The sequence below is a fragment of the Actinomadura sp. 1N219 genome, from assembly GCF_044326405.1.
Lineage (GTDB): Bacteria > Actinomycetota > Actinomycetes > Streptosporangiales > Streptosporangiaceae > Spirillospora.
On sequence record NZ_JBIRAY010000012.1, the window covers coordinates 247060 to 271570 of the forward strand.

Sequence of the window (24511 nt, forward strand, 5' to 3'; positions counted from 1 at the left end):
TTCCTTCGAGGGCTGGGTACCATGCGGAAATGACCTCGATGCCCACGTCGGAGCGGATCGGCTCCTCCCTCAAGCGCGCCGAGCAGGCGCTCAACGGGGCCAAGCAGGCGGCGCTCAGACCGAGCGGGCTCACGGTGCCGCAGTACGCCGCGCTGCTCCTCCTCGACGAGAACCCCGGCATGTCCGCCGCCGCGCTCGCCCGGGCCTGCGCGGTCACGCCGCCGACGATGAACACCGTCCTGAAGAACCTTCAGGAGCGCGGGCTGATCGAGCGCACCCCGCACGAGTGGCACCGCAACATCCTGGAGACCCGGCTCACCGCCGACGGCGAGGCGGTGCTGGCGGACGCCGACGTCCGGGCGGTGCGGGTCGAGCGGGGCCTCGCCGCCGAGTTCACCGACGAGGAGCGCGCGGCGCTGGTCGAGCTGCTGGGCCGCTGCGTCGACTTCCTCGAAGGCGCCCGGACCACCGGCGCCGACTGAGACACTCCTCTACGAACCGGAACGAACGCACGAACCGGAATGAACGCGACGACTCGGGAGGACGCATGGGCGACGAGGTCCAGCACGACAGGTCGGGCCAGCTCAAGCAGATCGAGAGCGGCCTGCTGCCCGGCGAGCAGATCATCGCCGTCTACGACGCGGTGGGCGCGGGCACCGGCTTCATCGGCCTCACCGACCGCCGGGTGATCGTCCAGGACAAGAGCTTCGCCGGCAAGAAGTACGCCATCACCAGCGTCCCCTACTCCAAGATCACCTCGGTGAGCGTGGTCAGCAACAAGTCGTGGGCCGGGTCGTACTTCTCCACCGGCACGATCGCGATCAACGTCGGCACGCACACCTACGAGGTCGAGTTCCGCGGCAGCGACAAGAGCCACCACGTCCACAACGTGATCCTCCAGCACATCTCCCCCTGACCTCACCCGGCACGGGGCCGGAGGGTCAGACGGTGATCTCGGCGGTGGAGCCGGTGCGGTTCTTGGTGACGCGGAGCTGGGCGGGGATGCGGGCGCGGAGCTCGGCGACGTGGCTGACGACGCCGACCGCCCGGCCGCCGTCGCGCAGGGCGTCCAGGACGTCCATGACCTCGTCCAAGGTCTCCTCGTCGAGGGTGCCGAAGCCCTCGTCGACGAACAGCGTGCCGATCTCGGCGCCGCCCGCCTCGGCGGTGACCACGTCGGCGAGGCCGAGGGCCAGGGACAGCGAGGTGATGAACGACTCGCCGCCCGACAGCGTCACGGGGTCGCGGTCGAGGCCCGTCCAGGCGTCGGTGACGCGCAGGCCGAGGCCGCCTGCGCCCTTCGTGCGGTCGCCCGCCGCCTTCTCCGTGGTGTGGACGAGGGCGTACCGGCCCCCGGACATGCGCGACAGCCGCTCGTTCGCGGCATCGACGACCTGTTCGAGGCGGGCCGCCAGCACGTAGGCCGACAGCGACATGGCGTGCCGGTTCGCCGGGTGCTTCCCCGACGTCAGGCCCGCGAGGCGTTCGGCGACCTCGTGCCGTTCGGCGGCGGGACGCCACGCGCGGACGGACGCGTCCAGCCGTTCGCGCAGTTCGGCGAGGCGCTCGCAGCGGTACCGGGCGCGGTCGGCGGCGGACGCGACCCCGGCGTGCACGGCGTCGGCGGCGTGGAGCGCCGCTTCGAGCGCGGGCAGGTCGGGGGCGGGTTCGGCGGCGGCCGCCGTGAGCGCGGGGTCGGCGAGCAGGTCGCGGACGGCGGCCTCCTCGTCGTCCAGGCTGCGGATCCGGTCGCGCAGGACGCCCTGGTCCTCGTCGGTCAGCGCGGCCTCGACGACCTCGTCGGGCGTGCGGAACCCCTCCGCCTCGGCGGTCGCCCTGGCATTGGCGCGGGCGGCGGCCAGCTCCTCAGCGGCGCGGACGGACGCGCGCAGGGCCTCGACGGCCTCGGCGAGCGCTTCTGCCTCGCCGCCGAGCCGGGCGATGCGGGTTTCGAGCGTGGGGTCGCCGCCGAGCGCCTCGTCCAGTTCGGCCGACAGCCGGGCCTGCTCGTCCGTCAGCTCCTTTTCCCGGGTGCGGTTCTCGGTGAGCGCCCGGACGATCTCGTCCCGCCTGTCGCGGACGCGGTCGAGCTCCTGTTCATGCTGGTGGAGGGCCAGCTCCAGCCGTTCAGCCTCGGCCGCGCACGCCACCGCCGCCTGGAGCGCCTGCTCGGCGTCCGCGACCTCTTCGGCGAGGGTCTCGGCGACCGCCTCACCGGCGGTGTCGAGGAGGTGGTCGCGTTCGGTGCGGAGCGCCTCGACGGCCTTGCCGGTCTGCTCCCGGACGTCCAGCGCCCGGTCGGACTCGCCCTGCGCCCGGTCGATCTGCTCCCCGGTCGGGATCTGCGCGAGCGACGTGGCGGGCGCCGGGTGCTCCGTGGAGCCGCAGACCCGGCACGCCTCGCCGTCCGCGAGGTCTTCGGCGAGGACGGCGGCCATGCCGTCCAGCCGCGCCTGGCGCAGGTCGAGGACGAGCTGCCTGGCGTCCTGCGCGGCGTCGACCGCGTCGCGGTGCGCCGCCTCCGCTTCGGCGAGCCGGTGTTCGACCTGGTCGCGGCGCCGCGCGGCGTCGAAGCGGTGGCGGGCGGCGGTGACGGCGGCCTCGGCTCCGGAACGTCCGGCGGCTGCGATACGGGCGTCGTCCAGCTGGGCGCGGCGGGCCTCCACGACGCCGGGCAGCTCGGCGAGGGTCGCGGCGGTCTCCGCCTCCTCCGGTTCCAGCCGGGCCAGGTCACGGGCCAGGACGGCGCGCTCGGAGCCGATCTGCCGGAGCCTTGCGGCGGTGGCGCGCCTGCCCTCCAGCGCGGCGATCTCGTCCCGGCGGGCGCGTTCGGCCTTGGCCAGGACGTCCTCGGACGCGTTCGGCGGCAGGAGCGCGCCGACCCCGGCGCGGGTCTCGTCGGCCCAGCGGCGCGCCCGCCTCGCCTCGTGGTGCCGGATCTCGACCGCCTTCACCAGCGGGACGACCCGGTCGGCGCGGGCGGCGGCGTCGAGCCGCGACGCCATCCGGGACTTGTCCCCGGCGCGCTCGCGCAGCGCGTCCCGGCGGGCGACGGCCTCGGCGTGGCGGCGCCGCCGTTCGGCGAGCGCCTTCGCGTCGTCCAGGGCGGTGCGGGCGGTCCGCAGCGTCGCCGCGGCCTCCCGGCGCAGCCTCTCGGCGCTCGCGCGGACGTCCTCGTGCCCGCCGGCCAGCTCGGCGGCCCACGCGGGCAGCGCCTCCACCTCGGCGAACGGCTCCCCCGCCGGTTCCGGACGGCGCGGCGCGGGGACGACCTGCCGTTCTCCGCGCGGCGGCTCGGCGCCCGTCGTCTCGGCGATGCGGTCGGCGATCGAGGACGCCGCCGCCGCCAGTTCGGCGGCCTCGCGTCCGGTGGCGGCGCGGCGGTCGGCCAGCCACTTCTCGACCTGCGTGAACACCTCCGCCGCGAAGAGCCGCTCCAGCACCTTGCGGCGCTCGTCCGCGCCCGCGCGCAGGAAACCCGCGAACTCGCCCTGCGGCAGCAGCGCGACCTGGCAGAACTGGACGGCGGTCATCCCGAGCATCCGCGACACCAGGTCGCCCGCCTCGTCCAGCCGCGTCGTGAGCCCGACCCACGCGCCGTGCTCGAAGTCCTCCAGGACGACCTTCGCGTGCTCGGTCGTCGTCCCGGAGCCGCGCAGCTTCGGCCGCTCCCAGGCGGGCGAACGCGAGATGCGCAGGCGGCGGCCGCGGATCGTCGTCTCCAGCACCACGCGCGGCCCGGCGCCGGGCGCCGCGTGGTCGCTGCGCAGCCCCTTCACCGCGTTCCTGACGCCCGGCACCTGCCCGTACAGCGCGAAGCACACGGCGTCGAGGACGCTGGTCTTGCCGGCGCCCGTCCGGCCCTGGATGAGGAACAGCCCGGCGCCGGACAGCGCGTCGAAGTCGATCTCCTCGGTGCCGGAGAAGGGCCCGAACGCGCTGATCTCTAACCGGTGGAGCCTCACGCCATCGCCTCCTTGCGGCGGCAGGACTCGAACGCCTCGTCCAGGAGGGCGCGCTCGGCGGAGGTCGCCGGGCCGTCGGTGACCTCGGCCACGAAGTCGCCCGCGACGTCGGGGGCGGACCGCTCGCGGACGCGGTCGGACCAGGTGCGGGCGGCGTCCGTCCCGCCGCCTTCGGGCTCGAAGCCGAGGACGAGCGTGTGCGGGAACCGGCGGCGCAGCCGTTCCATCGCGGCGGACGGACGGCGCTCGTCGGTCAGCGTCACCTGGAGCCAGCGGTCTTCGAGCCGGTCGTGGGACGGGTCGGTGAGCAGGTCGTCGATGCGGCCCCGCACCCGGGCGAGGCGGCGCGGGACGGGCGCCTCCGCGAACTCCGCCGCGATGCCGCCGTCGCCGCCGACGCCGCCGTCGCTCCGCAGGTCGATCAGCCAGGACCCCTTGACGTGCCGCTCCTCCGAGAACGAGTACGCGAGCGGCGAGCCGGAGTACCGGACGCGGTCGGTGATGCGCCAGGACCCGTGCAGGTGGCCGAGCGCCGCGTAGTCGACGCCGTCGAACACCGACGCCGGAACGTGCGAGGAGCCGCCGACCGAGATGTCGCGTTCGCTCTCGCTGGCCGCGCCTCCGGTGACGAACGCGTGCGCCAGCACGACCGAGCGCAGGTCGCGGCGGGCGGCGTCGTCCCGGACGCGGCGCATGGCCTCGGTCAGCGCCGCGGCGTGGCTGCGTTCGTCGAGGTCCCAGGGGTGGCGGACGAGTTCGGGCTCCAGATAGGGGATGCCGTAGATCGCGGCGTCCCCTATGACGACGGGCTCGCCCACGGTCGCGAAGTCGGTGCGGAGGTGCACGCCCGCGGCGTCCATCAGCGCCGACCCGAACCCGAGGCGGCGCGCCGAGTCGTGGTTCCCGGCGATGAGCACGACCTTGGTGAGAGCGGCGAGCCGCTTCAGCGCCTCGTCGCACAGCCGGACGGCGTCCACGGCGGGCAGCGCCCGGTCGTAGACGTCCCCGGAGACGAGCACGCAGTCGACCCGCTCCGCCGTGACGGTCTCGACCAGATGGTCGACGAACGCCGCCTGCGCGGCCAGCAGGTCCTCGCGGTGAAAAGATCTGCCGAGGTGCCAGTCGGAGGTGTGCAGGAGTCGCATGTCGCAGCAACCATAGGCATCCCACCCGACACTTCCCGCGCAGAAACGCCGGACCGCCTCGAAACAATCTTCGAATGGCCCGGCGGCGTGGTTTCGGCGCTGCCGTAGGGTGACGACGTGAGCGAGCGTCCCTATGTGCTGCTTAGCTGCGCGATGTCCGCCGACGGGTACATCGACGACGCGAGCCCCGAGCGGCTCCGGCTGTCCAGCGCCGCGGACTGGGACCGCGTCGACGCCGTCCGCGCCGGCTGCGACGCGATCCTGGTCGGCGCCGGGACGATCCGCGCCGACGACCCCCGCCTGCTGGTCAGGTCCGAGCGGCGGCGCGCGAAGCGGGCCGAGCGCGGACTGCCGCCCGACCTCACCAAGGTGACGCTGACCTGGAGCGGCGACCTGGACCCCGGCGCGCGGTTCTTCACCACGGGCGAGTCGCCGAAGCTGGTGTACGCGCCGTCCCGCACGGCCGGCGACCTCGCCGCACGGCTGGACGGCCTGGCCGAGGTCGTCGACGCGGGCGACCCGCTCACGCTCGCGACGATGCTCGGCGACCTCGCGGGGCGGGGCGTCCGGCGGCTGATGGTCGAGGGCGGCGGGGGCGTCCACACGCTGTTCCTGACGGCCGGCGCCGTGGACGAGCTGCAGCTCGTCGTCGCGCCGTTCTTCATCGGCGACCCGTCCGCGCCGCGCTTCGTCCAGTCCGGGGTGTTCCCGCAGTCGCCGGACCGCCCGATGCGGCTGGAGGAGGTCACGCGCATCGGCGACCTCGCGCTGCTGCGCTATCTCACCGGGGCCGCGCGTGGATGATCTCGGCTGGCTGGACCTGGCCTGCGACCTGGCGGCGCTGTGCCCGCCGTCCCGCACCGCGTTCTCGGTCGGCGCGGTCGTCGTCGGCGCGGACGGACGCGAGATCGCGCGCGGCCACTCCCGGGAGGACGACCCGCACGACCACGCCGAGGAGGCCGCACTCGCCAAGACCGGCGGCGGCGTCCCCGGCGCGACCGTCTACAGCTCGCTGGAGCCGTGCGGCAGCCGGGCGTCGCGCCCCCGCCCATGCGCGGAGCTGATCATCGCGTCCGGCGCCCGGCGAGTGGTGTTCGCGTGGCGGGAACCCGCCCTGTTCGCCGAGGGAACGGGCGCGGAACTCCTCGCAGCGGCGGGCATCGAGGTGGTCGAACTCCCGGAGTTGGCCGCCCGCGCCCGCACCCCGAACGCCCACCTCCTCTAGAACGTCCAGCCACCCCCTCCCCCGGCCCTGCACTCGGACGAAACGACTCTGGGAGGAGTCCGGGGCTAGGAGAAGTCGGGTTCGGCGTGGGGGCGGCCCTTGAGCTCGTGGAAGCTGGGGATGCCAGCGACCAGGAGCGTCCCGTCCCAGAGGCGGCCGGCGTCCTCCCCGCGCGGGATCCGCGACATGACCGGGCCGAAGAACGCCGTCTCCCCCACCGCGATCACCGGCGTGCCGATGTGCGGGCCGACCTTGCCGATGCCCTCGGCGGTCGAGGCCCGAATGGCGTCGTCGTGGTCCGCCGACTCCGCCGCGGCGACGAGTCCTTCGGGCAGGCCGGCGTCGGCGAGGGCGTCGGTGAACGTCCGCTCCTCCATCTCGCCCCGCTCGTGGAAGCGGGTGCCGAGCGCGGTGTAGAAGCGTCCGAGCGCCTCCTGCCCGGCCTTCGCGGCGACGGCGGCGCAGACGCGGGCGGGAATCCAGAGGTATCCCTCGGGATCGCCTTCCGGGTCGTCGTCGCGGCCCTCGTTCAGCGCCGCCAGGCTCAGCACGTGCCAGCGCGGCTCGATGGGCCTGACCTTCGCCGCCTCCAGCAGCCATCGCGACGTGATCCAGGTGTAGGGGCAGGACGCGTCGAACCAGATGTCGGCGATCTCGGCCATGCCCCGGTTATACACGCCGCGCCATGAGACGCGAGTCTCATTCCTCTTGCCAACGCCCCGGGACCGCATGCGATGCTGTGACCAAGCAAGCATTCGGTTACCTGGATCGGCCCGGTGGATTCGGGGTCCGCCGGGGGCAGGGAGGCACGGCAGCATGCGCGAGCACGATCGGCTGTTCATCGGCGGCGAGTGGGCCGCCCCGTCCGGCACCGGCACGATCGACGTCATCTCCCCGCACACCGAGGAGGTGATCGGGCGGGTGCCCGAGGGCACGGCGGCCGACATGGACGCCGCCGTCGCCGCCGCGCGCCGCGCGTTCGACGACGGCCCCTGGCCCCGGATGACGCCGGCCGAGCGCGCCGAGATCGTCGGGCGGCTCTCCGCGATCTACGCAGAGCGGCAGGGCGGGATGGCCGAGCTGGTCACCGCCGAGATGGGCTCGCCGATCCTGTTCTCGGTGTTCGGGCAGGCCGCCATCCCGCAGATGGTCCTGCAGTACTACGTGGACCTCGCCGCCGCCTACACGTGGGAGGACGAGCGGCCGGGCATGCTCGGCCCGGTCACCGTGACGCGGGAGCCCGTCGGGGTCGTCGCCGCGATCGTCCCGTGGAACGTGCCGCAGTTCACGCTCATGCTCAAGCTCGCCCCCGCGCTCATCGCCGGCTGCACCGTGGTGGCCAAGCCGTCCCCGGAGACGCCGCTCGACAGCTACCTCCTCGCCGAGTGGATCGAGGAGGCCGGGATCCCGGCCGGCGTCGTCAACATCGTCCCGGCCGGGCGCGAGGTCGGCGCGCACCTGGTCGCGCATCCCGACGTCGACAAGGTGTCCTTCACCGGCTCCACCGCCGCCGGACGCAAGATCGGCGAGGTCTGCGGACGGCAGCTCAAGCGCGTCACGCTGGAACTCGGCGGCAAGTCCGCCGCGATCATCCTGGACGACGCCGACCTCGCGTCCACCGTCGAGGGCTTCAAGATGGCGTCGCTGATGAACAACGGGGAGGCCTGCGCCGCGCAGACCCGCATCCTCGCGTCCCGCCGCCGCTACGACGAGGTCGCCGACGCGCTCGCGACCATGGTCGGCGGACTGGCGGTCGGCGACCCCGCCGACTACGGCACCGAGATCGGCCCTCTCGTCGCGCGGCGGCAGCAGGAACGCGTCGAGAACTACATCCGCGTCGGGCAGGACGAGGGCGCCAAGCTCATCACCGGCGGCCTGAACCGCCCGCACGAACGCGGCTGGTACGTCGCGCCGACCGTCTTCGGCGACGTCGGCAACGACATGCGCGTCGCCCGCGAGGAGATCTTCGGGCCGGTGCTCGTCCTCATCCCGTACGACGACGAGGACGACGCCGTCAGGATCGCCAACGACAGCGACTACGGGCTCGGCGGCTCCGTCTGGACGTCCGACGCCGACCACGGCGTCGACGTCGCCCGCCGCATCCGCACCGGAAGCTGCGGCGTCAACATGTACACCCTCGACCCGAACACCCCGTTCGGCGGCTACAAGAGCAGCGGCCTCGGCCGCGAACTAGGCCCCGAGGGCCTCCACGCCTACCTGGAACACAAGTCGATCCCCAGACCCTCCTGACCAACCCCCACCGCCCGGCACGAGCCGCGTCGCGGGTCAGGAGAGGGGGGAGACCGTCCAGCCGTGGCGGTTGCGGCAGGTTCGGACGGCTTCGGCGGACGGCGCGTCCGTCACCAGCAGGCGGACGCCCGTGACAGGGATGCGGCCGTGGTCGAACGCGATCGCCCGGAGCTTCGCGGGGGTGACGACCGCGGCGGTGGCCCCTCGGTCGAGGATCGCTTCGAGGAGTTCGCGCGTTCCGGGGCCTGGCACGCCGACGGCGGTGGCGCCCTGGGTGAGGCACAGGTCGGTCAGGCCGATCCAGGTCGGGGCGGGGACGTCGCGGCCGGAGAGCGCGAGCACGTCGCCGCGGCCGAGGCCCAGCGCGCCGCCGAGACGGTAGAGGTCGGCGAGCCGGTCGGCGTGCGTGATCTCCTCGGACGACGCGCACAGCCGCAGCGCCGGGTCGCGGAGCGGGTCGGGGGACGGCGGGACGCCGACGTCGGGGCCCGGCTCCAGAAGGCGTCCGAACGGCGTCGTGCCCGGGACGTCCCCGAACGCGAAGATCTGCCTGACATAGGAGCGTTCCGCCGCCGCGAGAGAGCGGGCCGCGATGTCCTCGCCGGCCAGCAGGAAGCGGGCGCCGCACTGGTTCAGCAGGGCCGCGGCCTCGGCGGCCTTCACGTCCGGCGGAAGAAGCGCCGGGACGGCACCGGACGCGGAGACCGCATGGACGGCGAGGGCCAGCTCGCAGACGCCCGTGACGTGAACCGCGCCGACGTCGCCGGGGCGCACGCCGTGCCGGCGCAGCCCGTCCGCGGCCGCCGTCACCTCGTCGGCGAACGCCGCGTAGCCGAGTTCCCGCGTCGGGTCGACGAGGGCGGCGCCGCCGCAGCGGGCGGCGTTGACCCTGACCGCGTCCAGGACGGCCTCAGTGATCGTGGTGCCGGCGGCCATGGGCGTTGCGGGGCTTGCCTGGCGCATGCGCCGAACGTACGCCGCGCGCGCCCATCTCCACATCCGAAGAAATGTGTAGGCGGATGTGTACATCAGGGGCTGAGGCCGACGCGTTCCAGCAGCTCCCGCCGCCGGACCTGCCCGTCCGAGGTGCGGGGAATCTCGTCCACGACGTGCACGGCGGACACCGCGCGGGTCCGCGGAACGTGGCCGTTGACGTGCCGGAAGAGGTCGATCTCGGACACCGGTTCCGCCAGGACGACGAACGCGTGCGGCGCGAGACCGAGATCGCCGTCCGGCGCGGGTACGACGGCGGCGTCGCGCACCGACGGATGCGCCGCCAAGACCGACTCCGGCTCGCCGGGCGGGTCGGGACGCACGCCCGTCACCCGGCCGAGGACGAAGACGCGGCCGTGGTCGTCGGCGAAGGCGGAGTCCCCGGTGGGCAGCCACCGGACGGGCACGTCCGCCGTCCGTGCGACGGGAAGGCGGACGCACAGCTCGCCCGGCTGGTACGACGCCTGTGAGACGCCGCTGCGGGGATTGACGATGTGCCAGGTCACGCCGGGCAGGCCCCGTCCGACCGAGTCCAGCGTGCCCTCCTCGGCGGCCCGCAGGTTGAGATGCGTGAACCCGGCCGCCTCGGCCAGCCCGTACGCCTGCCGGACGGGACAGCCGAGCCGGGCCGCCGCGGCGCGGGCGTCCTCGGCGGCCAGCGGCCCGCCCGCCGCGACGACGGCGCGCAGCGAGTGCAGGTCGTACCGGGCCACGGCGCGGTCGTATGCGAGGGCCTCCACGAGCCGCGGCGGCAACACCGCCACGGTCACCCGGTGATCCCGCATCGCCCGCAGCAGGTCATGACCGCCCAGCCCGACGACCGTGGCACCGAGCCGGAGTGCCGGGTTGAGCACGCCGTTCAACCCGAGCACATCGCTGAACGGCAACGCGCTCAGCACGGTGTCGCCGCCCCCGATCATCCCGGCGTCGGCGACCCGGACCAGCCCGGCCACGACCTCGGCATGCGTGAGCCGGACGGTCCGTCCGGGCCCGCGCGTGCAGGCGAGCAGAGCCGCATCCCGGTCGAGATCGGCCTCCGGCACGGGCACGCAGCCCGGCTCCCCCGCGCGCAGAACATCGAACTCCAATCTCCGTGCCGCGCCGTCGAACTCTCCGGAAGACGTGATGACGGCGCAGGCCCCGACGGCATCCACGGCATCCACGAGACCTGCCGCGTCGACCGGGAACGGCACCGCCCCGGCCGCGATGACGGCGTGCAGCGCGACGGCGAACTCCGGCCCGTCCGGCAGGTGCAGCCCGACCACGTCCCCCGGCCCGATCCCCTCCGAAACAAGCCCGGACGCGACGTCCCCGACCATGGCGCCCAACTCCGCATACGACACCGAACGCCCGGACGCGGCGTCCACCACGGCAACCCGCCCCGGATCCGCGCCCGACACCCCCAGCACCGCCCGCGTCACCGTGACCGCCGGATACGCGGCGGCCGGGTCCACCCCTCTGGTAAGCATGCCGCGAACCTAGATCAACGCCGAAACCCCGCACATGCTCCGAACTGCGCAACCACCGTCGTATTCAACACACCCCAATCGCCGCCCCTATGTACACACCCACCCTCCACCGACCAGGAGCCAGCACCCACACGTCGCGCGTCCCGAAGCGGGTTTGCCGTCGCCAAGACCGCACTCGGAAACCAGCAGAAGGGTCCGATCGGCCAAGACGCAGGAGGGTCCGATCGGCCAAGACGATGGTGGGTGATGTCGCCGGTGAACTCCTTCCCCCGCCGGACGAGCAGCTCCGTCCGGTACCGCTCGTCGTCGGCCTCCGTCCGCGGTCGCGGTCGCGGCACGCGGCGGCCGGGACGGTAAGGGTCTCGGGGGCGACGGCGGGCCCAGCGGCCGGGGACCGCGAGGGGTCTCGGGGCGACCGCGGGCCCAGCGGCCGGGGACCGCGAGGGTCTCGGGGGCCACGGCAGGTCCAGCGGCCGGGGACCGTGAGGGCCTCGGGGGGCGACAGCGGGCCCAGCGGCCGGGGACCGTGAGGGTCTCGGGGGCCACGGCAGGTCCAGCGGCCGGGGACCCTGAGGGCCTCGGGGGGCGACAGCGGGCCCAGCGGCCGGGGACCGTGAGGGTCTCGGGGGCCACGGCCGGTCCAGCGGCCGGGGACCGTGAGGGCCTCGGGGGGGCGACAGCGGGCCCAGCGGGCGGGACGGTCAGTGGGGTTGTGGCGGTGTGCAGCGCGGTTGGCGTTTTTCAGGGGTCGGCTCGTTGGTCCTGGACCGGGGCTAGGTCTATTCGGCGCCGGGCGACGTCCACACCGACGAGTCTGACGTCGAGGACGTCCCCGACGTGAATCGAGCGGCCGGCGAGTGCGGCTTTGTGGATCAGACCCTCAAGGCCGTCGGGGCGGTCTTCGACGCGGAGGAAGGCGCCGAACGGGACGAGTTTGGTGACGGGGCCGGCGACGACGCTGCCGATCTGTCGCCGGAGGTCGATCAGCGGGTCGGGTTGGGGCGCTTTGAGGGACAGCGAGACCCGCCCACGCCCGAGGTCGATGTCGAGGATCTGCGCGGTGATCGCCTCTCCGACGGCGACGACGTCGCCGGGATGCCTGATGGGCCGCCAGGACAGCTCCGGAATGTTGATCATCGCGGTGAAGCCGCCGATGTCCACGAAGGTCACTCCGAAGGCGGCGATCTCGGTGACGATGCCGGTGATGGTCTGGCCCCGCTGCAGTCCCCGCAGGAAGGTGATGTCGTGCTCGTTCAGGCCGGGCATGAGGCGATCGTCCTACGGGGGCGGGGGGTCGGTGTGGATGTTGTCCACGGCCCAGGCGGCTATCTGGGCTCGGGACGAGAAGCCCAGTTTGGTCAGGATGTTGGTGACGTGGCGGGCGACGGTGGCGGGGCTGATGACGAGTTCGTCGGCCACGCCGCGGTTGCTGAGGCCGCGCGCGACGAGGAGGGCGATCTCGCGTTCCCGGGGGGTGAGGGTGCTCGGCGGGGTCACGGGCTCGGCGGCGTGGGCGGGCAATCCCAGTTCGGCGGCGGTCGGAGGAGGGCGTCCGGGGGCGAGGCGTCCGGAATCGGCGGCTGGGTCCGGCGGGGCGGGCTCGGAGGTGGGGGCGGTTCGTTCCGGGTCGGTCGTGTGGGTCGGACGTCCCGGATCGGTGGGGGAAGGGCTTTCGCGGGTGGATGCGAGGGTCGGGTCTGTGGGGGTCGGGTGTTCGGAGTCCGCGGGACGAGGGTGTGGGATCAGGGGGTTGGCGGGGTCGCGGAGGGCGTGGGCGATGGCGTCGTCAACGGGCATGGCCCGGCCCTCGCCCCAGAATTGGGCGACGAGGGGGGCGCCTAGTCTGCGGCGGATCGGTTCCAGGGTGCGTTCGCGGCGGGCGCCGGTGCCGGGGGCGCGGCCGGTGGCCTCGTGGAGCGCGGACGCGGCGGCGGCGAGTATGACGGCGCCGCGGCCGTCGCCCTCCCGGGCGACCAGGTCGGCGAAGGCGTCCAGGGCGCGGGACATGTCCAGGCGGATGCCGGACGAGCGGCTCAGCGTGAGGCTCTGCGAGAGCGACTCGCGGGCCGTGTGGAGGTCGTCCTGTTCGAGGGCGACGCGGCCCAGGCCGGCGAGGGCCCGCGCCATCTCGGGGCGGGCGCCGATCTCGGCGAGGATCGGCAGGACCTCGGCGTAGTGTCCGCGCGCGGACGCGTGGTCGCCGCGCAGCTCGGCGAGGCGGCCGAGGCCGATCATGGCGTGCGAGGCGCCCCACAGCTGGCCGATGCCGCGCATGACGGTCGCGGCGGCGTCCAGGTGCTCGCGGGCCTCCCTGAGGCGGGAGCCGCGGATCAGCAGGTAGCCGCGGACGGCGGCGGCGTAGGCGCGGTTCCATTCCTGGCGGGGCGCGGCGGCGATGGCGTCGGCCTCGTCGAGGCGTCCGGCGGCGTCCGCGAGCCGTCCGGCGCGGACGAGGCATTCGGCGCCGGCGATCAGGGCGGACGCGGTCATGAAGTCGTCGCCGCAGTCGCGGCAGGACGCGAGGCCGTCGTCGGCGTACCGGGCGGCCTGCGCGTAGTCGCGGCCGCCGAGGGCGAGCTGGGCGCGGGCGACGAGCGCCGGGCCGAGGACGCTCGGGCCGAGCCCGTGGGACGCGGCGAGGAAGCGGTCGGTCCAGCCGGCCCCTTCGGTGACGCGGCCGCGGACGATCCAGAACGTGCGCAGGGCGGTGCAGATCCGCAGGCCCTCGCGGACGTCGCCGCGGTCGAGGGACCAGGTGAGCGCGGAGCGGACGTTGCCGAATTCGACGTCGTACCAGTTGAACAGCGCCACGCGTTCGGCCCAGGCCGCGTCGTCGCGCGCGACGGCGATCCGGCCGTGCCGTTCGGCCGCGTGCAGGACGGCGTCGCGGTGCCGGCCGCGGAACGTCTCGTCCTCCCCGGCGTCGGCGAGCCGCTCCGCCGCGTACTCGCGGATGCTGTCGAGCTGCCGGAACCGGACCTCCCCGGCGAGTTCGCCTGACACGGCCACGAGGGACTTGTCGACCAGCGCGGTGAGCAGGTCGAGGACATCGTCGGCGGGGAGCTCGGCGTCGGCGCAGACGTGCTCGGCCTGCTCCAGCGTCCAGCCGGAGAAGACGGACAGGCGGCGCAGCAGGACGCGTTCGGGGTCGTCCAGCAGCTCGTGGCTCCAGTCGATGGCGGCGCGGAGGGTGCGCTGCCGGGCGGGGGCGGTGCGGTCCCCGGCGCTGAGCAGCCGGAACCGGTCGGTGAGGCGCCGCGCGATCTGCTCCACCGACAGGACGCGGACGCGGGCCGCGGCGAGCTCCAGCGCGAGCGGCATCCCGTCGAGGGCCCGGGTGACCTCGTGGACGGCGTCCGCGCCGTCGAACCCGGGGCGCGCCGCCTTCGCGCGGTCGATGAACAGGCGCCGCGCCTCGTCGGGCTCCAGGGGCGGGACCCGCCACACGTTCTCGCCCGCCATGCGGAGCGGTTCGCGGCTGGTGGCGAGCACCCGCAGCCGCGGGCAGCGGGCCAGCAGCATGCCGGTCAGCTTGGCGCATTCCTCGATGACGTGCTCGCAGTTGTCGAGGACGATCAGGGCGGCGGGCGCGCGCAGCGCGTCGGCGAGCGTCTCGGTGAGCGGGCGGCCGTCCTCCTCCGCGACGGAGAGGACGGTGGCGACGCGACGCGCGACGGGCTCCGTCGTCCCGTCCGGGCGGACGTCAGCCAGTTCCACGAACCAGACGCCGTCGGGGCCGGCATCGACGCCGTCGGGGCCGGCGCCGAGCATCGTGTGCGCGACGTGCAGCGCGAGCCTGGTCTTGCCGATGCCGCCGGCGCCGCACAGCGTCACGGCGCGCATGCTCTCCAACAGCCGCCCGAGGTCGCCGACGTCGCGTTCACGGCCCACGAAGGCGTTGGGTTCGGCGGGGAGGTTCGTCTTCACGGGAGTGGTCGTCGCGGTCATGCTCCCCCGCCGTTCCGAGCCCGGCGCGGCTCGCGGACCGGGGCATCCGTCATGGCATTGTGAGTGTGTCATCGCTCTGCGTGCACCGCCACGGTTTCGTGTACTTGATTGTTCACGTGTTCGCGGCGCCGATTCCACCTTGGCGGCGTGGTGGCCGTACCGTAGTGCGCCGTGTCCGCCACCTCCGAGAACGCAGCCGCCAGCCTCGACGACGTCCTGGTCGGCGAGGCGGTGCTGGGCGTCTACCGGCAGATGTTCGCGGCGCTGGCCCGCGACGGCGGCGCCGTCGTGGACGATCCGGAACTCGTGGACGTGGCCGAGACGCTGCTCGCCGCGTTCGCCGACGCGGGCGAGGACGGGCTGAGCCGCGAGCAGATGCGCTACGTGTGCCGCCGCTACCCGCCGGAGGTGTTCGAGAACCGGCTGCGGGTGCTGAAGGGGCTCGGCGCCATTCGCGAGGTGTTCCCGAAGCCGAACCAGCTCCGGTACCGGGCGTCGTTCACCAGCGTGGTCGGGCTCATGTTCGTCCGGCGGATGATGCTGGACGGCGGGCAGAGCGAGATGCACCGGCTCCTCGCCCTTGAGCAGCTCAACGTGGCCGACCCCCGCATGACGCCCGAGCAGGCGCGCGACGGCGCGGACGGGCTCGCGCGCGCGTTCCGGCTGTGGAGCGTCGAGCTGGTCACGCTCACGAACGGGACGATCGAGGAGCTCCGCGAGCAGGCGCCGAAGTTGTGGGGCACCGAGGAGATCCTGCTGCGCGCGGAGCGCCTGCACGGTGCGATCCTGCGCCGCTGGCCGCAGCTCGATCGGACGTGCACCGACCTGCGCGCGGCCATCTACGCCTACGGCGACGCGTCCCGCCGCGCCGCGGCCCGCCTGTCCGACTCGGCGGGGACGACGCGGAACCTGACCCTCCTGCCGCCGGAGACGTGGCGGACGTTCACCCGCACCGCGTCCCGTGAGGACCTCGCCGCCGTCCTGGACGGTTTCGTCTTCGACGCCGCGGCGCCGTGGCACGAGCCGTCCGCCGTGGTGACGGCCGTGGAGGACGGCCCGCGCGCCACGCCCCCGCGCCCGGCGCCGCCCCGCCCATCGGTGCCAGACCCCGGGCTCTCGGGCGACGCGGGCTCGGACACGACGGCCATGGAGCGGCTCCGCGGCATCGCCGAGCAGGTCCTCCGCGGCCGCGACCGGATCGCGGTCGAGGACGTCCTCGCCCAGGACTGGACCACCGCCCGCCGCGTCCTCGCCGACCTGTCGTCCGCTCATCTGCATCCCGAACTCCCCTACCGGCTCGTCTGGTCGGACGGCCTGACCGTCCGGCCGCACGGCTCCCCCACCTGGGTGTCTCCCGGCTGGTTCGAGAGGACGAACCAGTGACCGCCCCCGCGACCGGCGACCGCCCGCCGGCGAGCCGCCCGGATCCGCATGTGCTGGGCCGGGCCCGTGCGCGCGTGCTGGGGGCGCCGTCCATCGCCGTGTCCGAACCCGTTCCGCCCGGCGCGGTCGGGGCGACGGACGGCGCCCGCGTCTGGCTGCTCCCGGAGTGGCCGGACGGTGCGACGCCCGCGCTGCTGGAGGAGTACGAGACCCCGCCGATGCCGCTGGACCGCTCGGGGCAGGCGCGCCGCGTCCTCGCCGCCGCGCTCCGCTGCTGCTGGCCTCGCCTCGACGACGCACCGTGGCCAGGCACTCCGGCCACGGTCGCGGACGTCCTGGACGTGTACGCGAACATGACCCGGGGCGACACCGACCTGGCCCGCCGCTGGGCCACCGGCGAAATGCGCCGCCTGTCGGACACGGGCTGGCTGCTCCTCGACGAACCTGCGGGCGCCGTCCGCCCGGGCCCCCGGGTCGCGCTGTGGTCGGAGGGGTCGCTCGCGTCACTGCGGGACCTCCTCCGCCGCCTCCCCGAACCGCCACGCCCGGACCTCGAACCGCCACACCCGGACGCCGAACCGGATCCCGAGTCGGAGCCTCAACCGGCTGAATCATCAGCACCTCCTGCTAGCCCTCGCCTGCCCTCCGACCCTGCCGCAGCCCCGGCCTCGGCCGCCGAAAAATCCGAAGCTGTGGATAACTCGGGAGTCGGCGATGAGTGAGCCGTTCGAGGGGATCTTGCGCTCGTACGACGAGCGGCGCCGGGCCGACCTGGTCGCGGCCTACATGGCGGTGGAGCACGCGGCCGAGCCGGTGCCGGAGGTGCGGTTCGCGGCGCTGCGGGAACCGTCCCTCCGCCGGACGGTCGAGCAGATGCTCGCGCTGAGCGGACGGACGCTGGTCCGCTCCGAGCAGACACGGTGGATTTCCGGATACCGGGACGATGTCGCTGCCGAACTGGCACAAGACCCCGAATGCGTCCTGCCGGTGCAGGAACGGGCCGTCCTGACACTGGTCCTCATCCACTCGGTGGCCATTCCCCGGGCGGCGGGTTCGCTGGCGGACGATTCGTGGCTGTCGCCCTACCCGACACCCATGGACGAACTGCGCCGCCGCACGCAACTGCCCCTTGGGGAGCTGGAAACGTCGCTGCGCAAGCTCCGCCTAGCGGGCCTGGTGTCGCAAGTGAAGGCGGGCGCAGACGACGCGGGCGGATTCGTCCCGGGTCCGCAGTTCCACCGGCTGACGGACGCGGCGCGACGCCGCCTGCAGGAGGAGCTGATCCTGGCCGCCGGTCCCGATTCGCCGCTCGCGGCGGCGATCCGGGCGCGCCGCAGGGGACGGGAACGCGATCAGGGGGAGAACACATGACGGCCGTACTCGAACCTGGCCGCGCAGAATCGCTGGTGCCGGAGCCCGCACGCGGCAACGCCGAGAACGTCGTCGGCGACCGGACGCTGGTGGCCGTGCAGGCGGTGAACATCTCGCGGCTGTCCACGCATCCGGTCCCGACCGTCCCCGGGACGCTGATCGTGGTCGCCGGGCAAGGGCCCAAGGACTCCAATGGCGCGGGCAAGTCGTCGTTCATCGCCGCCATCACGGCGCTCCTGGGCGACGAGCAGTGGCGGTTCGCATCAGGTGCGCGCGCGGTAGCGGAACTGCTTTTCAACGCCGAACTGGCAGCACAGGGCGACAGCCAGTGGGCGAGTGCAGACCACGGATACATCGTCGGTGTCTTCGACTACACCGAGCCCACGGAAATGGAGGGCGAAACTGCGCTCACCGTGTGGCTGCGAGTGAACGTGGACGCGCCGCACCTGGAAATCCGCTGGCGGCAGGGCGTCCACCTGGCGGCGGCTCCGTCCGAGGCCGATCGTGTGTCGCTCGCCGACCGGCTCTGGGCGGGCCTGCCGCGCAGCGCCGGACGCCGCGATCTGGTCGCGAAAGACCTGTCACGCGTCCTCTACGGCGGGCAAGTGCGGTGCGTGTCGTTCCTGTCGACGTCCGTACGGTCGAAAGTCGCGACGAACCTGCTGTCCCAGCCGCTGAACGAGATCACCCCCGAGCGCATCTTCAGCGCGATCGCGGCGCTGACCGGGCTGGACCGGGAGCTGGAGGCCGAGCGCAAGTCCCGCGCTGAGGAGCACCGCGAGCGCGCCAAGGCGGCGGAGGCCGCGGAGCGGCTCACGGAGTGGGAGCGGGAGGCGGCGGCGCTGCTGAAGACGTTCGACCGGCGCGACCAGGCCCGCGACGAGGTGGCGGCGGCGCTGCGGCACTGGCGGACGCGTCACGCCCGCCTCCTGGTGGACGCGGCGGAGGCCGACGCCGCGCACGCCGCCGAGCAGGAACGGCTGCGCGGCGAGAGCGACGAGCTGGCCGCCGCCGCCAAGGCCGCCGAGCGGGAGATGGAGCAGCTCACCGGCGGAGCCCTGGACGCGCAGCTGACCGAGGCGGGCACGGCCCTGGCCGAGCTGAAGGGCCAGGTAGACGAGCTGGGCGCGGACAAGGCCGTCGCCCGGAATAGCCTCGACGAGCTACGGCGACGCGTCTCCGCGCTGGAGGAACGGCAGCGGGAGGCCGACGGACGCGACGGCGAAACAGCACGCGCCGAACTGGCCGGCGCAGAGGCACGACGCGACGAAGCCCAGCAGCAGCTGGGAATGGCCAAGGGCACTGTCGCGCGCGCGGAGCGATCCCTGGCCGAAGCTGAGGCAGGTGAGGGCAGCGCACCCGCGCAGATCCGCGCGCTCACCGCGAAGGGCATCGCCGCGGTCGGGCTTCTGGACGCGGTGGAACTGGCCGAAGGCGTCCGGGAACGCTGGGAAGCCGCCCTGTGGCCGTACCGGGAGGCCGTCGTCGTCGGGACGGACGACCTCGACGCCGCCGTCGCCGCGCTCAAGGACATGCCCGGCTCGACGATCGTCCCCGCAGGCGGCGACGGCAGCCTCCCCGAAGGGATCAGCTGCGAGCAGTCGCTAGGACGCTTCTTCGCCTTCCTCAACGACGACCCCGAGGCGCCACCGCAACAACGGCCCGTCGTCATCGTGGGCGGGTTCCCCGAACCGGTGACCGGACGCGTAGCACGCGTGCAGGCGGCACGGGCCGCGCTGGAGGCAGCGCAGGTATCCCTAGAGCAAGCGCAACAGGCAACGTCCGACGCCGCCGCCGACGTGGCGCTCGCCGGGCGGCGCCTCGCGGGCGCGCGCGCAGCCGACGAGTTGGACGGCGTCCGAGAGACGATGACCGGCCTGCGCGGACGGCTGGAGGAGCTAGCGGCCGGTGAGTCCCGGCTAGGCCCGCGCCTAGGGTCAGCGGAGCAGACGCTGCGGCGCCTCCAGGCGAAAGCCGACACGCGCGCGCTGGAAATCGACCGGCTGCGCGGACGCCGTGAAGCGCACGAACGCGAACGCGACAAGCTCCGGCGCGCATCGTCCGAACTGGCCGACAAGCGCGCCGCGCTCGGCCTGGACGCCCTAGAGAGAGACTGGGGCGGCACCCGCGAGGGCGCTGCGGAATGGCTGTCCGGCCTGGACGACGACGAATCCACATGGACGCCCGCCGAATGGTGGCACAACGCTGAGAAGCACCTGTCCGAGGCACTCCGCCGTGTGTTCCCGGACGGTCCGTCCGACGACGACATGCCGGAGGAGATCCGGTTCCTACTGCGCGAACGCGCCGAGGGCGAGGGCCGCCGTACCGACCGCGAACAGGCGACGTTCCCGCGCCTGGTGAAGGCCGTGGAGGCCTACCTGCGCCAGCAGGAGGACTACGAAAAACACCAGCGGCGGCAGATCGAGGTGCAAATCTCGGCGCGCCGCGCCGATCTGGAGAAAGCGCAGAAGGGCGCGACGGAGGCGGCGGGCGCAGCGGAAGCGCACCGCACGGCGCTGACCGCCGCGATCCGCGCCCGCCTGCAGCGCGTGTCGGACGAATTCGAGAAACTCGACGTCGCCTATGGCGGCTACGGCGCGACGCTGGAATTTCCCACCCCGGAGCAACCCGCCGACCCCGAGCAGGAGTGGCGCTGGCGGGTCACGCCGAAATGGCGGCGCTCGGACGGGCAGCGCTACGTCCCGTACAACCGTCGTGCGAACACCGCCCTCATGGACGAGAAGGCCGTCAAACTGGTGTGCGCGGCTGCGCTCGCAAGCTCCGGCGGAGGCCGCCTCTGCCTCGTCCTAGACGAGCTGGGCCGCAACCTAGGCAAGGAGCACCGCAAAGAGGCCGTCGCGCTGTTCCGCAAAATCGGTGAGACGCACGGCATCACCGTGATCGGCGCCCTGCAGGACGACATGGAACCGTACGCGATCGACGCGTGCGGCCAGTACGTGAAACTGCGCCGCTCGTCCGACACGATGCCGTACAACGAGCCGCCGGTCGTCGTCGGCTACGACGAGCACGAGGCCCGCGTCCGCAAACTCGCGGAACAGATCATCGCAGCCCGTCCGCTAGAGGAAACCGGATGAAAGTGGCGGATTGATCGGGCAGGATTGCGCGCCATGCGCGTCGACGAGCTCCTGACCGAGATCGAGCCGCTGCCGTTCAAGGAGCGGTGCCTGCGCCTGGCCGAACTGCGCCGCTCCGCAGGGCGGCCGGAGGTCGCCGCCGTGCTGGACGGGCTGTCCCAGGGCGGGAACTACGAGCGGTCGCTCGCGCTGTTCGTCGCTGCCTCCGTGCGGGACGAGGCGTCGTTGGCGCATCTGGCCGCGGCGACGCGGAACCCTGACGCCGAACTGGCGTGCGAGGCGATCCGGCTGGGCGTCCGGTTCGGTGTCGACGCGGCGCCGTTCCTGGACGGCGTCGCCGACGCGCCCGCTGCCGCGCGCGGGGCGCTGTACGACGCCGTCCGCAAGTACCGTCGCGCCGACCTGGCGGACGCGCTCGTCGGCGAGGTCGCCGCCCGGTGGGGTGACGGCGAGGCCGCGGCGCTGCTGGCCGCCTGCAGCCCGGAGGTCGCGGCGGCCAGGATCGACGGGCTCGCGCATGCCGTCCCGAACTGGCGGTCTGTGGGTCACGCGCATCCCGGCATCATGCTCGACCATGCGGAGCGGCGGCTCGCCGAACTGCCCGAGGGCGTCCGGGCGCCGTGGTGGTTCGTGCACGCGCCCGGCGTCGCGGCGGCGCTGCACCACGATCCCGGACGCGTCGTCGCGCTACTCGAACGGTACATTCCCGCCGGGCCGTTCCCGGACGGTCTGCGGGCCATGATGGGCATGCTGATCGACGCCGAACCGTCCCGCATGATCCGGCTGCTGCTGTCCGACGGGCATCGCGGCCATCTGCGGCTGCTGCTGCACCGCCGGTCGGTGCGGGACCGGCTGACCCGGCTCGCCGGCGCCGACATCGCGGCGGTCGCCCGCGCCGTCCGGGAGGACGAGTCGGCGCTGACCCTCCTGCTCAAGGCGTTCGCGCCGGGCCGCCGCGCCGCCGTGTTCGACGCCGCGATGGACGGCGTCGACCTGACCGCGCGCGAGTTCGGCGCGTCGCTGCTGAACGTCCTGCCGCACGCCGTCCGGGTGAGGGAGGCCCGCCGGATGCTCGGCCTGCGCAGGGTCGCCGAGTCGCCGTCGTCGGGCCGGGAGCTGACCGCGTTCCTGCCCTACGACGAGGCGCTGCCGGTCCTGTCGGAGCTGACCCGCCGGCCGGTCGCCGACGAGCGCGCGGCCGGGTACGCGCTGCTCGTGGCGTGCGCGGGCCGCGACGGCGATCCCGCGACGCTGACCCGGGCGATGGAGTCGCTCGGGCGGCTCCGCAACGACCAGGACCCCGTCCGGTACGGCGCGCTGAACGCGCTGGCGCACGTCCCGGAGGGCATGCTCCGCACGGAGCACGCCGCGGAGGTCGGGCGGCTCGCGGACGACGCGCTCAACGCCCGCGACTGCTCGTACATGACGCGGCGCGCGCTCGGCCGGATCGCCGCCGCCTTCGCGCGGCAGGGCGCCGTCCGCGACGACCCCGACCTGCTGCTGTTCGCGCTGGACCTGGCGGAGCGGCTGGTCGGCCACACCGGAACCGGGCACCTGGGACGCCTCGACCAGGTGCTGCGGCGCGGTGACGAGCACCGGCTCGGCGCCGCCCTCGCGCCGCATCTGGAGGCCGCCGCGCGCCGCGACGACCACCGGCTGGCGCTGCTGACGGCAGGGGCGCTCGGGCGCCGCGCACACCACGTCAGGCCGGTTCAGGACGCGCTCGAAGCCGCCCTGGAGGCCCGCGACGACGGCGTCCTCCGCAGGGCGATCACGTTCTGGCTCGCGGCGCCCGGGACACGCGCGGAACGGGTCGGGACGGTCGTCGCGAGGGACCCGTCGGCGGTCGCCATCCCCGCGGTGCTCGCCGCGATCGCCCGTGAGCGCACCGACCTGCTGCACCTCGTCCTGGCGGAGAACACCCCGGAGGGCAGGTTCAGGCGCGCCGACGTCGTCTACGTGCCTCAGGCGACGCGGCCGTGGACGCGCCGCTGGACGGCCCGGCAGCGCGAGACCTACCTGGCGCTCCTCGAACGCGCCGCGAGCGGGACGCTGCCCGACGCCGACCGCGCGGGCGCGGTGGCGCAGATGGCGCGGGTGCCCGGCGTGGACCCGGCCCGGATCGGCGCGTTCCTCGACGGCGACCCGTACGTCCGCCGCGCGGCGCTGACCGCGCTGGCCTGGACGCCGTCTCCGCAGGAGACGCTGCCCCGGCTGCTGGCGTACGCGTCGTCCGACGACGCGCACGTGGCGGTGTACGCCGCCACCCGCGCGGCCCGGTTCGCGCCGCCGTCGGCGCTGGCGGCGGCACTGGGCCCCGCGCTGGCGGACGGGAAGATCACCGCGCGCAAGGAGGCGCTGCGGATCCTGCTGCGCAACCGCGTGCCGGACGCGCTCCGCCTCGTCGCCGCCGCCTGGGACGACCCGGACCAGCACCGGGACGTCCGCGTGGCGATCGTCTCGGCCGTCCGCCCCCACCTGGGCGACCCGATCGCGCAGCGGATCCTGCGGGAGGCCGCCGAGGGACCGCGTGACCTCGCCCGCCAGGTGATCAGCAGTGGGCCGCTCCACGTCGAGGAGCGGAACCGGGCGGCCTACGCCGAGCTGATCCTGCGGGTGGCCCGTTCCGCCGAGGCCGAGACGCGCGTCTCGGCGCTGCTCGCGGCCGCCCTGTGGGCGCCGTGGGCCCCGGACGCTCCCGTGCTCCTGGCCGACGTCGTCACCGACCTCGGCGACACCCGCGCCTGGCGGAGGGCGCTGACCGCGCTCGTCGGCTGCGTGACGCGGCAGGCCCTCGGCGCCGCCGAGCTGAGCAGGGCGGCCGCCGAACTGACCGCCGCCGCGTCGAACCCCGCCCCGGGCGCGCCGGACGCCGAGCCCGAACGCGACCTCCCCGCCGCACGGCGGCTGGACGCCCTCGTCTCCGACATCCGCGGCGTGGCCGTACGCCATCGCGATGCGGCCGAGCACGCCATCAGCGCCGTCGCGGGCCGCCTACCGGACCAGCTCGCCCGCGAACTGGCCGCGGCCACCCTCCGCTGGGACACCCTCGACACGGCCGCCACCCTGGACGCCCTCGCCGAAAGCTGCGCCCACAACACCGCCCCAGTCCGACCACCCACCCCCACCGCGCCCACCGCGACGGGCCGCAGTCCAAGCGGCGGTCCAAGCGGTGCCCCAGGCGACGGTCCAAGCGACGGTCCAAGCGACGGGCCGGGCAGCGGTCCAAGCGACGGCCCAAGCGACGGTCCGGGCGACGGTCCAAGCGACGGTCCGGGCGGCGGTCCGGGCAGCGGTCCAAGCGGCGGGCCGGGCAGCGGGCCGGGCAGCGTGCTTGCGGTGGTGCGCGTTGGCGAGGCGCTCGCTGGGGAGGAGCAGGGCCCGCACCGCCGGGCCTACCCTCCCGATCGGCCCGACCCGGCGCAGGTGCTGCCGCACGCCGTCCGGCTCGCGGCGCGAGGCGACCTGCCGGGCGGGCTGCTCGCCTGCGCGCTCATCGGACGTCACGGCCCCCGCGCGGGCTGGTCCGAAGACTGGCGGACTCTCCTGCGCACCCTCCGCGCCCACCCCGATCCAGACACGGCTTTCACCGCCCGCACCATCCACACCGCCCCAGAGTGACCGCGCGCCCCCTGGTCAGCGCAAACGTCTATGCACCATCCCCTTC

At 74.2% G+C, this 24511-nt stretch carries 17 protein-coding genes; 10 read left to right on the forward strand and 7 right to left on the reverse strand.

Going from position 1 to position 24511, the window contains the following annotated elements:
• Window positions 1-29 precede the first annotated feature (29 nt).
• Both ACH35V_RS31920 and ACH35V_RS31925 read left to right on the forward strand, forming a co-directional pair.
• Window positions 30-482 carry a MarR family winged helix-turn-helix transcriptional regulator gene (locus ACH35V_RS31920; protein ID WP_395978103.1) on the forward strand — a complete coding sequence of 151 codons (453 nt, stop codon included), beginning with the start codon at window positions 30-32 and terminating at the stop codon, window positions 480-482.
• Between the two features lie 65 nt (window positions 483-547).
• Window positions 548-916 (forward strand): PH domain-containing protein, encoded by a 369-nt coding sequence (locus tag ACH35V_RS31925; RefSeq protein WP_395978105.1) that lies wholly within the window; start codon window positions 548-550, stop codon window positions 914-916.
• Window positions 917-941: 25 nt separating this feature from the next.
• Here ACH35V_RS31925 and ACH35V_RS31930 read toward each other — a convergent pair whose 3' ends face one another.
• Both ACH35V_RS31930 and ACH35V_RS31935 read right to left on the reverse strand, forming a co-directional pair.
• Window positions 942-3965: an AAA family ATPase gene (locus ACH35V_RS31930; RefSeq protein WP_395978107.1), complete on the reverse strand. Its 3024-nt coding sequence runs from the start codon at window positions 3963-3965 to the stop codon at window positions 942-944.
• On the reverse strand, window positions 3962-5110 hold the full coding sequence (locus tag ACH35V_RS31935; RefSeq protein ID WP_395978109.1) for an exonuclease SbcCD subunit D: 1149 nt from the start codon (window positions 5108-5110) through the stop codon (window positions 3962-3964). The genes ACH35V_RS31930 and ACH35V_RS31935 overlap by 4 nt, the downstream gene beginning before the upstream one ends.
• Window positions 5111-5227: 117 nt before the next feature.
• Here ACH35V_RS31935 and ACH35V_RS31940 point away from each other — a divergent pair, with 117 nt between their 5' ends.
• The gene (locus ACH35V_RS31940; RefSeq protein ID WP_395978111.1) at window positions 5228-5914 is read left to right on the forward strand and encodes a RibD family protein; all 687 of its coding nucleotides are present in this window, start codon (window positions 5228-5230) and stop codon (window positions 5912-5914) included.
• Window positions 5907-6335 carry a deaminase gene (locus ACH35V_RS31945; RefSeq protein ID WP_395978113.1) on the forward strand — a complete coding sequence of 143 codons (429 nt, stop codon included), beginning with the start codon at window positions 5907-5909 and terminating at the stop codon, window positions 6333-6335. The genes ACH35V_RS31940 and ACH35V_RS31945 overlap by 8 nt, the downstream gene beginning before the upstream one ends.
• Before the next feature lie 65 nt (window positions 6336-6400).
• Here the strand turns inward: ACH35V_RS31945 and ACH35V_RS31950 are convergent, their stop codons facing one another.
• Window positions 6401-6997, reverse strand: a complete 597-nt coding sequence (locus tag ACH35V_RS31950; RefSeq protein WP_395978115.1) for a disulfide bond formation protein DsbA — start codon at window positions 6995-6997, stop codon at window positions 6401-6403.
• Window positions 6998-7151: 154 nt separating this feature from the next.
• Here ACH35V_RS31950 and ACH35V_RS31955 point away from each other — a divergent pair, with 154 nt between their 5' ends.
• On the forward strand, window positions 7152-8585 hold the full coding sequence (locus tag ACH35V_RS31955) for an aldehyde dehydrogenase (protein WP_395978117.1): 1434 nt from the start codon (window positions 7152-7154) through the stop codon (window positions 8583-8585).
• Window positions 8586-8621: 36 nt separating this feature from the next.
• Here ACH35V_RS31955 and ACH35V_RS31960 read toward each other — a convergent pair whose 3' ends face one another.
• From ACH35V_RS31960 to ACH35V_RS31975, 4 genes are all read right to left on the reverse strand, one after another.
• A complete protein-coding gene (locus ACH35V_RS31960) occupies window positions 8622-9548 on the reverse strand; it encodes an AMP-binding protein (RefSeq protein ID WP_395978119.1) in 927 nt (308 codons plus the stop codon).
• A gap of 65 nt (window positions 9549-9613) precedes the next feature.
• Window positions 9614-11047: a class I adenylate-forming enzyme family protein gene (locus ACH35V_RS31965; RefSeq protein WP_395978121.1), complete on the reverse strand. Its 1434-nt coding sequence runs from the start codon at window positions 11045-11047 to the stop codon at window positions 9614-9616.
• Window positions 11048-11788: 741 nt separating this feature from the next.
• Window positions 11789-12313 carry a S1 RNA-binding domain-containing protein gene (locus ACH35V_RS31970; RefSeq protein WP_395978123.1) on the reverse strand — a complete coding sequence of 175 codons (525 nt, stop codon included), beginning with the start codon at window positions 12311-12313 and terminating at the stop codon, window positions 11789-11791.
• A 12-nt stretch (window positions 12314-12325) separates the two neighbouring features.
• Window positions 12326-14995 carry a LuxR C-terminal-related transcriptional regulator gene (locus ACH35V_RS31975; RefSeq protein WP_395978125.1) on the reverse strand — a complete coding sequence of 890 codons (2670 nt, stop codon included), beginning with the start codon at window positions 14993-14995 and terminating at the stop codon, window positions 12326-12328.
• Window positions 14996-15166: 171 nt separating this feature from the next.
• On the opposite strand from ACH35V_RS31975, the gene ACH35V_RS31980 reads away from it, so the two are divergent.
• From ACH35V_RS31980 to ACH35V_RS32000, 5 genes are read left to right on the forward strand one after another with little or no spacing between them, the layout of a single operon-like run.
• A complete protein-coding gene (locus ACH35V_RS31980) occupies window positions 15167-16378 on the forward strand; it encodes a hypothetical protein (protein ID WP_395978127.1) in 1212 nt (403 codons plus the stop codon).
• The gene (locus ACH35V_RS31985) at window positions 16375-17100 is read left to right on the forward strand and encodes a hypothetical protein (RefSeq protein ID WP_395978129.1); all 726 of its coding nucleotides are present in this window, start codon (window positions 16375-16377) and stop codon (window positions 17098-17100) included. Before ACH35V_RS31980 ends, ACH35V_RS31985 begins: the two co-directional genes overlap by 4 nt.
• The gene (locus ACH35V_RS31990) at window positions 17093-17749 is read left to right on the forward strand and encodes a hypothetical protein (protein WP_395978131.1); all 657 of its coding nucleotides are present in this window, start codon (window positions 17093-17095) and stop codon (window positions 17747-17749) included. Before ACH35V_RS31985 ends, ACH35V_RS31990 begins: the two co-directional genes overlap by 8 nt.
• Window positions 17746-20844 (forward strand): chromosome partitioning protein ParA, encoded by a 3099-nt coding sequence (locus ACH35V_RS31995; RefSeq protein ID WP_395978133.1) that lies wholly within the window; start codon window positions 17746-17748, stop codon window positions 20842-20844. The genes ACH35V_RS31990 and ACH35V_RS31995 overlap by 4 nt, the downstream gene beginning before the upstream one ends.
• Window positions 20845-20877: 33 nt before the next feature.
• Window positions 20878-24465 (forward strand): hypothetical protein, encoded by a 3588-nt coding sequence (locus tag ACH35V_RS32000; protein WP_395978135.1) that lies wholly within the window; start codon window positions 20878-20880, stop codon window positions 24463-24465.
• Window positions 24466-24511: the final 46 nt, after the last annotated feature.

What these genes read in the sequence shown, in the direction of transcription:
- ACH35V_RS31925 (WP_395978105.1), top strand. Translation starts at nt 548, where the DNA reads ATGGGCGACGAGGTCCAGCACGACAGGTCGGGCCAGCTCAAGCAGATC.
- ACH35V_RS31965 (WP_395978121.1), bottom strand. Translation starts at nt 11,047, where the DNA reads ATGCTTACCAGAGGGGTGGACCCGGCCGCCGCGTATCCGGCGGTCACG.
- ACH35V_RS31935 (WP_395978109.1), bottom strand. Translation starts at nt 5,110, where the DNA reads ATGCGACTCCTGCACACCTCCGACTGGCACCTCGGCAGATCTTTTCAC.
- ACH35V_RS31990 (WP_395978131.1), top strand. Translation starts at nt 17,093, where the DNA reads ATGAGTGAGCCGTTCGAGGGGATCTTGCGCTCGTACGACGAGCGGCGC.
- ACH35V_RS31960 (WP_395978119.1), bottom strand. Translation starts at nt 9,548, where the DNA reads ATGCGCCAGGCAAGCCCCGCAACGCCCATGGCCGCCGGCACCACGATC.
- ACH35V_RS31970 (WP_395978123.1), bottom strand. Translation starts at nt 12,313, where the DNA reads ATGCCCGGCCTGAACGAGCACGACATCACCTTCCTGCGGGGACTGCAG.
- ACH35V_RS31995 (WP_395978133.1), top strand. Translation starts at nt 17,746, where the DNA reads ATGACGGCCGTACTCGAACCTGGCCGCGCAGAATCGCTGGTGCCGGAG.
- ACH35V_RS32000 (WP_395978135.1), top strand. Translation starts at nt 20,878, where the DNA reads ATGCGCGTCGACGAGCTCCTGACCGAGATCGAGCCGCTGCCGTTCAAG.
- ACH35V_RS31920 (WP_395978103.1), top strand. Translation starts at nt 30, where the DNA reads ATGACCTCGATGCCCACGTCGGAGCGGATCGGCTCCTCCCTCAAGCGC.
- ACH35V_RS31955 (WP_395978117.1), top strand. Translation starts at nt 7,152, where the DNA reads ATGCGCGAGCACGATCGGCTGTTCATCGGCGGCGAGTGGGCCGCCCCG.
- ACH35V_RS31950 (WP_395978115.1), bottom strand. Translation starts at nt 6,997, where the DNA reads ATGGCCGAGATCGCCGACATCTGGTTCGACGCGTCCTGCCCCTACACC.
- ACH35V_RS31975 (WP_395978125.1), bottom strand. Translation starts at nt 14,995, where the DNA reads ATGACCGCGACGACCACTCCCGTGAAGACGAACCTCCCCGCCGAACCC.